Genomic DNA, 11321 nt, shown 5'->3' with positions numbered 1-11321 from the left:
ATTCCCCGCGATGAACCCTTTTTCATGCCCTATTCACGCCGCGGTCAGTCGTTGGCGTTCTGGACGAACACGGCCGCCGTGCGGGCCGGGATCGCGAACGTGCCGCCGGCCGGATCGTAGCCGGATGCCTTCACGACGTCGTCGCTGCCGTTGCGCTGGGCCCGGTGCAGCTGCAGCTTGCGGCCCTTCAGTTCCGGGATCGCGATCGTCTTCGCGACCTTGTCGACGTTGAACACGACGACGACGGCCTTGTACTTCGCGCCCGGATAGCCCGCGCCGTCGATCGAGAGCGCGACGATGCCCGGCACCTGGTCGGGGCCCACGTTGTAGAACTTCAGGCGGTCGATCACGTCCTGCGCCGTGCGCAGGCGGAACAGCGTGGTGTCGGAACGGATCGCGAGGAAGTCCGAGAACGCGCCTTTCGCCGCCAGGATCGCGCGCGTGTCCGGCTTGATCAGCGGATTCGTGAGGATGGGCGACATCAGCCACCAGTTGTCCTGGTTCGATCCCGCCATCGGCAGGCCGACGCCGAAGTTGTTCGACGCGTAGCTGTAATCGAGCTTGTTGAACCAGTCGCCGGCGTTGTAGCTGTCGCGGTCGAGCGATTTCGAACGCAGGATCTCCTGGCCCGCGTGGAAGAACGGCACGCCCTGCGCCAGCACGTTGACGGCGGCACCCAAGGTCTGCACGCGCACGCGGTCGGCCAGCGACGTCCCTTGCGGCAGCTTGTACGCGTTCACGTCGAACAGCGTCTGGTTGTCGTGCGCCTCGACGTAGTTGATCGTCTCGGACGGATTCGCCGCGAAGCCGGCCTGCTGGCCGAAGTAGTCGATCTGCGCATTCGTGCGCACGTTGCCGAAGCGGTCCGTGAAGCGGTAGTCGCGCAACGTGCCGGACAACGCGACGCGTACGAGGTCCGCGAGGCGCAGCGCGTCGTCGCGGGTCTGCGTCGATTGCGCGTTCGGGTCGAGGTAGGCGCCGTTGATGAAGCCCTGTTGGCTGATGAGCCATTGACCGCCGTCGCAGCAGCCGCCGCCGCGCACGGCGTCGCGGATGCGGTCGTTGAACGAGCCGATGCCCGTGCCGGCCATATTCGCCTGGCGCGCCTGCACGAAGCGGGCATCGTTGGCCACGGAGCCGAAGTTCCAGGCCTCGCCGTACAGGTAGATGTCGCGGCCGGCGGCCTGGTTGACGCTCGCCTGCAGGCGCTTCAGCAAGTCCAGCGGCGTGAAGCCCATGATGTCGAAGCGGAAGCTGTCGACCTTGTACTGGCGGGCCCACAGCGACACGGAATCGATCATCAGCTTGCCCATCATGGCGTTTTCCTGCGCGGTGTCGGCGCAGCAGCTGTCGTTCAGGATGTGGCCATCATTGCCGAGGCGGTAGTAGTACGTCGGCACGATGCGGTCGAGGACGGACAGCGGGCCTTGCTGCGACTGGCTCGTGTGGTTGTACACGACGTCCATCGTCACGCGCAGCCCGGCTTCGTGCAGTGCCTGCACCATCGCGCGGAACTCGCGCACGCGCACGGCGCCGTCGTCGGCGTTCGTCGCGTAGCTGCCTTCGGGCGCATCGTAGTGGACCGGGTCATAGCCCCAGTTGAAGCAATCCGTATCCGCCACGGCGGCAACGGCGGCCTGCTGCGCCGTCGAATCGGCCGCGGCATCCGGGATGGTGGGCGTCACGCAGCCCTTCTCGTTGACGCTCGCGAAGTCGAAGCTGGGCAGCAGGTGCACGTGCGTCATGCCGACCTTCTGCAGCGATTTCAGGTGGCGCATGCCGTGCGAGTCGCCGTCCGTGAAGGCGAGGTATTTGCCGCGGTGGGCGGCGGGCACGGTCGCGTCGGAGGCGGAGAAGTCGCGGATGTGCAGCTCGTACAGCGCGATGTCGGTGGGTGCATCGAGTTGCGGGATGCGCTGGTCGTCCCAGCCGGCGGGCTTCATCTGCACGCTGTCGAGGTTCGCGGCGAAGCTGCGCGCGCTGTTCGCGGACAGGCTTACGGAATACGGATCGGTCACCGTGTTCGTCACGACCTTGTTGTCCGCCCAGCGCGACAGCACCTGCACCGTGTACGTGTAGTAGGCGCGGTTCGCGAGCGTCGGATCGTTCGACGTATAGCTCCACACGCCGCTGGCCGCGTCGCGCGTCATCGGGACCGTCGCCGGGGTCGCCGCGCTGGCGCTCGCGTACAGGTTCAGCGCGACGGATTTCGCCGTCGGCGCCCACACGCGGAACGTCGCGCGGCCGCCGCGGTCGAACGACACGCCCAGCTGCGCCTGCGTCGCCTTCGCGGCGAACAGGTCGTCCAGCAGGCCGGCCGTCTGCAGCGACGTCACCTGCACGAGGTTGCCGGCGCCATCGTACTGCGCGATGGCGAACTGGCCGCTGACCATGGCGGCGACCTTGGCCGCGTCGGCATCCGACAGGCGCAGGCCCGTGGCGCTGGCCAGGTGCGGATACTTTTGGCGCATCGCGTCCGGCAGCGCGGCCACCGTGAGGTCGAAGGCGTTGTCCGCGCCCGACAGGCCCAGGGCGCCGCCCGGCGTGGGCGCGAGACCGCCGTTCGCGGCGTAGAACAGTTTATAGCTGCCGTTCGCGGCCGCGCCCGGCCAGGCCAGGGTCGTCGCCGACAGCCAGTGCGCCTTGGCGAAGGAAAGGTTGCCGTAGCTGAGCGCGGGCTGGCTCGCGTACACGGTGCAGTCGCCCTCCAGCATCCAGACCTCCTGCCCTGTCGTCGCGACGTCGGCGTTCAGGTCCGCGTGCTGGTCGGCGCCGCAGTTCTTCGTGCCGTTGCCGTCGGTGACGAGGAACCAGATCGCGCTCTTGCCGGCGGCGAGCGGGATGTCGACGTAGCCGCCGAAGGCGTCGCTGTTCGCGAACATGAAGCGGTCGGTGATCCACGCGGAACTGGGTTGCCGCGGACCGTCCCACGAATACACGCCCCACTGGGCCGCGTCGTTCTGGACGCGGTGGAAGTGCATGCGGATGCTGCCCGGCGCGACCGGCGTGGCGGCTGCCGAGGCGGAGAGCGCCAGCATCCGGTTGCCGGTTGGCGCGCCCGGCTGAGCCGCGTCGCCGGCGCCGCAACCGGCCAGCAGCAGGCCGGCGCAGGCAGCCGCGACGACGCCTCGCCATGAAGTCAAACTACTTCTCGATATCATATTGTCCCCTCTTCATTCTTATTCTGACCGACAGGCGTGGCCCGGACGGCAACGCTGGCCGACGATCGTATGTAATATTACTACGTCGTTAGTAAAAATGAAAAAGGAAACGTCGGGTGTGGCGCCGGCGCAAATGCGGGCGAACGGCGAAAAAGAAGCAGCCCGCAGGCTGCTTTTCGTTCGATGCATCACGCGCTTACAGGATATGGGTACCGACCCACCACGCGATCGCGGCCATGAACGCCGATGCGGGAATCGTGAAGACCCACGCCCACACGATGTTGCCGGCCACGCCCCAGCGAACGGCCGATGCCTTCTGCGCCGAGCCGACGCCGACGATGGCGCCCGTGATCGTGTGCGTCGTCGACACCGGCACGCCGATGGCGCTGGCGATGAACAGCGTGATGGCGCCGCCCGATTCCGCACAGAAGCCGCCAACGGGCTTGAGCTTCGTGATCTTCTGACCCATCGTGCGCACGATGCGCCAGCCGCCGAACAGGGTGCCCATCGAGATCGCCGTGTAGCAGGCGATGATCACCCACAGTGGCGGCGCCGTATCGCCGGCCTTCGACACGCCGGCCACGATCAGGAGCATCCAGATGATGCCGATGGTCTTCTGCGCGTCGTTGCCGCCGTGGCCCAGGCTGTAGGCCGCGGCCGAGAACAGCTGCAAGCGGCGGAACCACGTGTCGACCTTGCGCGGCGGGGTGCGCACGAAGATCCACGACACGGCCAGCATCACGAGCGAGCCGAGAATGAAGCCCAGCAGCGGCGAAAGCAGGATCCACTCGACGGTCTTGAGCAGGCCGCCACCGACCAGCGCGCCGGTGCCGCTCTTGGCGACGGCAGCGCCCACCAGGCCGCCGATCAGCGCGTGCGAGGACGACGACGGGATGCCGTAGTACCAGGTGATCACGTTCCAGATGATGGCGCCGACGAGCGCGCCGAACACGACGTAGTGGTCGACGATGTGCGGATCGACCGTGCCCTTGCCCACGGTCGACGCCACGTGCAGGCCGACGGTGAAGATGGCGACGAAGTTGAACATCGCCGACATCGCGACCGCCGTCTGCGGACGCAGGACGCCGGTCGACACCACCGTCGCGATCGCGTTGGCGGCATCGTGGAAGCCGTTCATGAAGTCGAAGATCAGCGCGAGAAAGACGAGCAGGCCCAGCACATAGATGCTGATGTGAAGAGATTCCATATTGTTTTTATTGGTCCGGTCGTTACGCGTTCTCGACGATGATGCCTTCGATGATGTTGGCAACGTCTTCGCAGCGGTCGGTCACGGTCTCGAGGATCTCGTAGATGGCCTTCATCTTGATCAGGTTGCGGACGTCCGGTTCGTCGCGGAACAGCTTCGACATCGCGGCGCGCATCACGTGGTCGGCGTCCGATTCCAGGCGGTCGATCTCTTCGCAGATGGCGACCATCTTCTGGGCGTTGTCCATGTTGTGCAGCATGCCGACGGCCTGCTGGACCTTTTCGCAGCACGACAGGCACAGCTCGGCCAGGCGCTTCGCTTCCGGCGTGACGGCGTGCAGGTCGTACAGCGAGATGGTCTGGGCGGCGTCCTCCATCATGTCGAGGATGTCGTCCATGCGGGTGATCAGCTTGTGGATGTCGTCGCGGTCGAGCGGCGTGATGAACGTCTTGTGCAGCAGGTCGACGCACGCGTAGGTGACCTTGTCCGCCTGTTTTTCGATGCTCTCCACGGCGTGCGTGCGGTTTTCCAGGTCGTCGAAGTTGGTCATCAGGCCGACCATCTCTTGTGCACCCTTCACGCACAACGCGGCGTGCTGGTTGAACAGGTCGAAAAATTTGCCCTCCGTGGGCATCAGGCGTCCAAACATAGGTTCTCCGTTGGGTAATTCTCTTGGGACTTCTCGAAAGTCGCGGCGCCCGTCCTCATGGACCGGGCGCCGCGATCCTTGACTGCTATCGGCTTAATCGCCCTGGTAGATGCCCAGGTTGCCGCTGTAATTGCCGAACTTGGTGTACATGCCCATCCAGGTCACGCGAATGGCGCCGATCGGGCCGTTACGCTGCTTGCCGATGATGATTTCGGCGGTACCTTTGTCGGGCGAGTCCGGGTTGTAAACTTCGTCACGATACAGGAAGATGATCACGTCCGCATCCTGTTCGATAGCGCCCGATTCGCGCAAGTCGGACATCACGGGGCGCTTGTTCGGGCGCTGTTCCAGCGAGCGGTTCAGCTGGGACAGCGCGATCACGGGGCACCCCAGTTCCTTCGCCAGGCCCTTCAGGCTGCGCGAGATCTCCGAGATCTCGGACGCCCGGTTGTCGCCCGGTTTGGAACCCTGCATCAGCTGCAGGTAGTCGACGATGATGAGGCCCAGCTTGCCGCACTGGCGCGCCAGGCGGCGGGCTCTAGCGCGCATTTCGATCGGGTTCAAAGCGGGCGTCTCGTCGATGAAGATCTGCGCATCGTTCATCTTCTGGATCGCGTGCGTCAGGCGCGGCCAATCCTCGTCGAGCAGCTTGCCGGTACGCAGGCGATGCTGGTCGAGCTGGCCGATGGAGCCGAGCATACGCATCGCCAACTGCACGCCGCCCATCTCCATCGAGAAGATCGCGACCGGCAGGCCGGCGTCGACGGCCACGCTCTCGCCGATGTTGACGGAGAACGCCGTCTTGCCCATCGAAGGGCGGCCGGCGACGATGACGAGGTCGCCCGGCTGCAGGCCGGACGTCATCTTGTCGAGGTCGATAAAGCCTGTCGGCACACCCGTGATCTCGCCCTGGTTGTCGCGGCTGTACAGTTCGTCGACGCGCTCGACCACCTGGGTCAGCAGCGGCTGCACGGGCAGCCAGCCTTGCGCGCCGCGGGCGCCCTGCTCGGCGATCGCGAAGATGCGCGACTCGGCCTCGTCGAGGATCTGCTTGACCTCGGCGCCTTGCGGATTGAATGCCTTGCCGGAGACTTCGTCGGCGACGGTGATGAGCTGGCGCAGCACGCCGCGATCGCGCACGATCTCGGCATAACGGCGGATGTTGGCGGCGGATGGCGTATTCTGCGCCATCGCATTCAGGTACTGGAGGCCGCCCATGTCCTCGGCCTTGCCGAGCTGGACGAGCGCCTCGTACACGGTGATCACGTCGGCGGGCTTGCCGGCATTGATCAGGCGGACCATCTGTTCGAAGATGATCCGGTGGTCGTAGCGGTAAAAATCCTCCGCATGCATGAAGTCGGCAATACGATCCCACGCCGCATTGTCGCGCAGCAGGCCGCCGATGACGGACTGTTCTGCTTCGATGGAATGCGGGGGAATGCGGAGCGACTCGATCTGCGGGTCTGCTGGGGTGTTCATGGCCGGCATTATACCCGTATCCGATCAGGCGCTGAAATCATTGGTGAGTTTCCAAAAATAAAAAAGCCGGGGAGTCCCCGGCTTTTCTCATTCTGGCAACAGAATGTTTCTTAGGCAGCTTCGCCCACGACAGCGATGGTGATTTCCACCACGACGTCGGTGTGCAGAGCGACCGACACCGGGTGCTCGCCGGTGGTCTTCAGCGGACCGGTCGGCATGCGCACTTGTGCCTTTTCGACGGCGAAACCTTGCTTGGTCAGGGCTTCAGCGATGTCGAAGTTGGTCACGGAACCGAACAGACGGCCGTCGACGCCGGCTTTCTGGGCGATGGTGACGGTCATGCCGTTCAGCTTGTCGCCTTGGGCTTGAGCGGCGGCCAGTTTCTCGGCAGCGGCTTTTTCCAGTTCGGCGCGCTTGACTTCGAACTCGGCGACGGCAGCTTGCGTTGCGCGGCGGGCCATTTTTTGCGGGATCAGGAAGTTACGTGCGTAACCGTCCTTGACCTTGACGACGTCGCCCAGGTTGCCGACGTTGACGACTTTTTCCAGCAGGATAACTTGCATTTTATTCTCCAGTAATCTGACTATGCTTTGATGTCGCGACCGACGATTAAGCGTTGTGCAGGTCGGTGTACGGCAGCAGAGCCAGGTAACGGGCGCGCTTGATGGCGGTATCCACTTGACGCTGGTAGTGTGCCTTGGTGCCGGTCAGGCGTGCCGGCATGATCTTGCCGTTTTCCTGGACGAAATCCTTCAGGGTGTCGACGTCTTTGTAGTCAACCTGTTCCACGCCTGCAGCGGTGAAGCGGCAGAACTTCTTGCGCTTGAACAGCGGGTTCTGCTGTTTACGCTTCTCTTTGAGCTTAGCTTTGTTTTTGTCGAACTTTTTACCGAATGCCATTTTGAGGCTCCTGTATCTATCTATAAACGTGCCCGCAAACTTTTATGCGGCGGCACTGAAATCAATGATGTGAAACACCAAGCTTTTGCTGTGACGGCTTTTCCTGGCCAAGAATCCCGTGAAGCGGTACATCGCGCCCAACTCGGCGTTGGCAAATCGTCCCGAAATCTCGCCCGCGGCAACCGCGGGAATCTCGAAGTCGACCTGCCTGTCCATCCGCGCTTCCGTCTGCGTCGATCCGTGTTGCAGGACGCCGCCCACGATGGGGATGCCGGCCGGTGTGTAGCGCAAGGTGTCGCGTTCCAGAATGCTTGCGACCAGCGACAGCTCGTTCACTTACAGCCTGATGCTCCCGCGAGAGATTTAGGCTGCAGCGGCCGGAGCGGCGGCCTGCTCGGCGCGGTGGCTCTTGGCTGCGTCTTCGCGCTGGACCGACTTCATCATCGGCGACGGTGCGGTTTCAGCTTTCTTCATCTTCACGGTCAGGTGACGCAGCACGGCATCATTGAATTTGAATGCGGTTTCCAGCTCGACCAGGGTCTCGTTGTCGCATTCGATGTTCATGCAGATGTAGTGTGCCTTCGGCAGCTTCTGGATCTGGTAAGCCATTTGACGACGGCCCCAATCTTCGACGCGGTGGATGTTGCCGCCGCGCGAGGTGACCGTGGTCTTGTAGCGTTCGATCATCGCCGGGACCTGTTCGCTCTGGTCCGGGTGGACGATAAACACGATTTCATAATGACGCATGAAACACTCCTTAAGGACGTTTAAACAAATGCCCACCTCGGCGTCAAGACGAGTGTGGGAAGGGAAGCCCGACATTATAACCGTAAAAACGTCAAGTGCGCCATCTTTGTCGCAGCGCCAAAAATTGCCGACGAGCTGCATGCCGCACCGCGAATGGTTGTGGACACGCGCTGCGTGCCGCACCGCGAAAAAAAATCTGAAATCCCCTTGCGCGCGGCGCAATACTGTACAAAAATACAGTCTGATCCCGCACCGCAACCAAGACGAACATGCTAAAGCTCACCGCACGGCAAGAACAGATCCTCAACCTGATCAAGGAAGCCATCGACAACACGGGTTTCCCGCCGACCCGCGCCGAAATCGCCCAGGAGCTTGGCTTCCGCTCGGCCAATGCGGCCGAGGAACACCTGCAGGCGCTTGCCCGTAAAGGCGCGATCGAAATTTCCCCCGGCACATCGCGCGGCATCCGCCTCGTCGGCCAGTCCGCACCGGAGTCGAAGTCGGCCATTCCGTCGTTCGTGCCGGCGATTCCGCCGAACCTGATGTCCCTGCCGCTCGTCGGCCGCGTCGCCGCCGGTTCGCCGATCCTCGCCCAGGAACACGTCGAGGCGACCTACTCCGTCGACCCGGCGATGTTCTCGAGCAAGCCCGACTTCCTGCTGAAAGTGCGCGGCTGGTCGATGCGCGACGCCGGCATCTGCGACGGCGACTTTCTGGCCGTCAAGAAGGTCGACAGTGCCAAGAACGGCCAGATCGTCGTCGCCCGCATCGGCGAGGAAGTGACGGTCAAGCGCTACCGCAAGACGGGGTCCACGATCGAACTGCTGCCGGAAAATCCGGACTTTTCCGTGATCACCGTCGATCCGAGCGCCGACGAGTTTGCGCTGGAAGGGCTGGCGGTCGGGTTGCTGCGGTCGTGGCATTGAGCCTCGAGGATCGCAAGTTCATCCATGACATCGAAAGGCCGCATATTGCGGCCTTTTTCGCAAATAACTCATGACTTTATTCGCCGATTTGCCTTACCTCGTTCACACCGGCCGTGAACTGGAGTTAATGGTCGCGGGGGTAAAACCGCTGGCGGTTTTCTATCATTCGCATCCCGACGAGCCTTCCGAAAGGATCATCCCAGAGAATGCGTTCAGGCCATATGTCGATGCCGGCAGGTTCGAAAAGCGCGAGTTTGTCACGTTCCTCGACACCCCTCCTCCTGCGACGCATCGCCACGTGAAGGGAATACGTTGGGTACTTTATTCGCTTCCTGAAGAGAGCTGGAGAATCGATGCGTTCTTCGAATTGAAGGCGGAAGCCGATGTTCGTGGGTGGAGCGAAGAGTTCGAACGACGTGAAGGCTTTCTTTATGGATACGAGGACTGGCAAACGGACGCATGGATCGCTCACCTCCTGCGTAGTCCGCAGGCGGACATTTTTCCGTGGTTGCGAAGGCTGGCCGGGAAGCGACGTACGGCGAAGGATTAAAGGCGCAGTCCGTTACGCGTCGGCCACTGTCGCCCCCACGAATCGCTAGGAGCATCGGTAAATCAAGCAAGCCAACCCCAAGGTTCCCCGCAGACTGCGGCGTTTGATATCGACGGGCTTCATCATTGCCGGCGTTGCGTCCGTTTTCGGCTTCGCCGCGATGATGTTTCTTGCAGTTACCGCGGTCATGAACGGCCACGGCATGGAAATCTATCGAACCGTTTGGCTGTTCGAGGACAGCTGGATAGGCTTTTTGGTATGTGTCGGATTTACGATCGCTGCGATGATCGTTGCTGCCCTCTTCCGGCTGCGGGACTATCTCCAGTTGCGTAGACTGGAGCGCGATTCGATCTAAAATTCCAACGCCTCGCCCGGCCGCGTCGGGCCATGCCGCAGGATCCGCTTCGACCATCCAACATCGTTACGCCAACGGGAGTCCCATGAACCCCAACGTCCAAGCACTCCAGGATTTCTTCGCCGCGATCAACCGCAACGACATGCAAGCGATGACGAAGGACTTCGCACCCGACATCGTACGCATCGAGCCATCTAGCTTTCCGATGGCGGGCACGTATCGCGGCATCGAGCACGTACGCGAGCACGTGCGCGCCGGACGCGGCACGTGGGCCGAGGGGACATGCGAGCCGGAGGGATTCTTCGTCAACGGCGACAAGGTCGTCGTCTACCTGTACGCCTGGGTGCGTCTGCAAGCGACCAATGAATGGATCGGCGGGCGCTTCGCCGATGGATTCGTGTTCCGCGACGGGAAGATCACCGAGTACCTGTCATTCGGCGAGAGACAGGAAGCGCTGGACTGGGCCGGCATCGACGATCCGGCATCCTGTCGCGACGCTTCGTAGCCGTCACTTGCCCTCGTCCGGATCGCGCGGCGGCGCGTTCTTGACCATCTCGTTGTGTTCCTTGACGTACGCCTCGGTACCCGCGCGCCATGCGTCGAAGTCCGCAATGACGAGCTTGCCGGCCACCTTCGTATCTTCCGCGAGACGGTCACCCACGTCCTTCAGGTGCGCGGCAGCTTTGTCGGACTCGTCCTTCGTGAACAGCTTGGCGATGTCGTCCGGGATGCGCTTGGTCAGCGGCAGCGATGCGTTCAGGTGTTTCACCCAGCGGTTGTGGCAAGCCTCCCAATCCTTCATCTTGCCGCTGTAATAATCGATTTCCTCGTTGACCTTCGACATCGCGGGGAAGCGCGGCGCCGGGCAGCGGTATTCGGTCGTGCGCAGGTCGGAGCCGTCGTACTTCGCGATCCAGTAGTCGAGGTCGGCGCGGCGCGCCTCGCGCTGCTTCATCAGTGCCAGCGACGCGATGGCGACGGCATTGCCTTTCGCGGCGGCCTTCTGGAACCATTGCGCGGCCTTGTCCATGTCGATGGCGCCCGCCTCGCCATAGAAATACATTTCGCCCAGGTGCTGCTGGGCCGTCACGTTGCCGGCGTTCGCCAGCTTCGTGTATTTCTGCAGGGCTTCCGGATACGCTTTCTTGGCGAACAGCGCGTCCGCTTCGGCGAGTTCGGCGGCGGCATTGGCGGATGGCGCCGTCGCGGCCGCAGCCGATTTTGCGGCGCCGGCCTTCGCCGAAGATTTGGCGGCGGGCTCCGCGGCCAGTGCGCTCGCGCCGCACAGCAGTGCGGCACACAACAGGACAGTCTTCATGGGTATGCGGTCCTACGAATGGAGAGATG

13 protein-coding genes are annotated in these 11321 nt (G+C 63.0%); 4 read left to right on the top strand and 9 right to left on the bottom strand.

Annotated elements, in window-relative coordinates; genetic code table 11:
• Positions 1 to 44 precede the first annotated feature (44 nt).
• The 8 genes from pulA to rpsF all read right to left on the bottom strand — a co-directional run bounded on the left by pulA (position 45) and on the right by rpsF (position 8143).
• Positions 45 to 3143, bottom strand: coding sequence for a pullulanase-type alpha-1,6-glucosidase (pulA, locus tag NX784_RS18820; protein ID WP_258818226.1), 3099 nt, complete (start codon positions 3141 to 3143; stop codon positions 45 to 47).
• Positions 3144 to 3357: 214 nt separating this feature from the next.
• Positions 3358 to 4368: an inorganic phosphate transporter gene (locus NX784_RS18815; RefSeq protein ID WP_258818225.1), complete on the bottom strand. Its 1011-nt coding sequence runs from the start codon at positions 4366 to 4368 to the stop codon at positions 3358 to 3360.
• Positions 4369 to 4390: 22 nt separating this feature from the next.
• Positions 4391 to 5017 (bottom strand): DUF47 domain-containing protein, encoded by a 627-nt coding sequence (locus tag NX784_RS18810; RefSeq protein WP_258818224.1) that lies wholly within the window; start codon positions 5015 to 5017, stop codon positions 4391 to 4393.
• Between the two features lie 93 nt (positions 5018 to 5110).
• The gene (locus tag NX784_RS18805; RefSeq protein WP_258818223.1) at positions 5111 to 6496 is read right to left on the bottom strand and encodes a replicative DNA helicase; all 1386 of its coding nucleotides are present in this window, start codon (positions 6494 to 6496) and stop codon (positions 5111 to 5113) included.
• A 110-nt stretch (positions 6497 to 6606) separates the two neighbouring features.
• The gene (gene rplI / locus NX784_RS18800) at positions 6607 to 7059 is read right to left on the bottom strand and encodes a 50S ribosomal protein L9 (protein ID WP_091656281.1); all 453 of its coding nucleotides are present in this window, start codon (positions 7057 to 7059) and stop codon (positions 6607 to 6609) included.
• Between the two features lie 46 nt (positions 7060 to 7105).
• A complete protein-coding gene (gene rpsR, locus NX784_RS18795) occupies positions 7106 to 7396 on the bottom strand; it encodes a 30S ribosomal protein S18 (RefSeq protein ID WP_020656854.1) in 291 nt (96 codons plus the stop codon).
• A gap of 42 nt (positions 7397 to 7438) precedes the next feature.
• The gene (priB, locus tag NX784_RS18790) at positions 7439 to 7732 is read right to left on the bottom strand and encodes a primosomal replication protein N (RefSeq protein ID WP_258818222.1); all 294 of its coding nucleotides are present in this window, start codon (positions 7730 to 7732) and stop codon (positions 7439 to 7441) included.
• Positions 7733 to 7759: 27 nt separating this feature from the next.
• On the bottom strand, positions 7760 to 8143 hold the full coding sequence (rpsF, locus tag NX784_RS18785; protein WP_036232978.1) for a 30S ribosomal protein S6: 384 nt from the start codon (positions 8141 to 8143) through the stop codon (positions 7760 to 7762).
• Between the two features lie 269 nt (positions 8144 to 8412).
• Here rpsF and lexA point away from each other — a divergent pair, with 269 nt between their 5' ends.
• The 4 genes from lexA (at position 8413) to NX784_RS18765 (ending at position 10479) form a co-directional block, all read left to right on the top strand.
• On the top strand, positions 8413 to 9069 hold the full coding sequence (lexA, locus tag NX784_RS18780) for a transcriptional repressor LexA (protein ID WP_258818221.1): 657 nt from the start codon (positions 8413 to 8415) through the stop codon (positions 9067 to 9069).
• 70 nt (positions 9070 to 9139) lie between these two features.
• A complete protein-coding gene (locus tag NX784_RS18775; protein ID WP_258818220.1) occupies positions 9140 to 9619 on the top strand; it encodes a hypothetical protein in 480 nt (159 codons plus the stop codon).
• 103 nt (positions 9620 to 9722) lie between these two features.
• Positions 9723 to 9974 carry a hypothetical protein gene (locus NX784_RS18770; protein ID WP_258818219.1) on the top strand — a complete coding sequence of 84 codons (252 nt, stop codon included), beginning with the start codon at positions 9723 to 9725 and terminating at the stop codon, positions 9972 to 9974.
• Between the two features lie 85 nt (positions 9975 to 10059).
• Positions 10060 to 10479: a nuclear transport factor 2 family protein gene (locus NX784_RS18765; RefSeq protein ID WP_258818218.1), complete on the top strand. Its 420-nt coding sequence runs from the start codon at positions 10060 to 10062 to the stop codon at positions 10477 to 10479.
• A 3-nt stretch (positions 10480 to 10482) separates the two neighbouring features.
• Here NX784_RS18765 and NX784_RS18760 read toward each other — a convergent pair whose 3' ends face one another.
• Complete coding sequence (locus tag NX784_RS18760; RefSeq protein WP_258818217.1) at positions 10483 to 11292, bottom strand: tetratricopeptide repeat protein; 810 nt, start codon at positions 11290 to 11292, stop codon at positions 10483 to 10485.
• Positions 11293 to 11321 lie beyond the last annotated feature (29 nt).

Origin of the sequence: Massilia pinisoli (assembly GCF_024753285.1) — a bacterium.
GTDB classification, from domain to species: domain Bacteria; phylum Pseudomonadota; class Gammaproteobacteria; order Burkholderiales; family Burkholderiaceae_D; genus Telluria; species Telluria pinisoli.
This window is presented reverse-complemented; position numbering and strand designations above follow the sequence as displayed.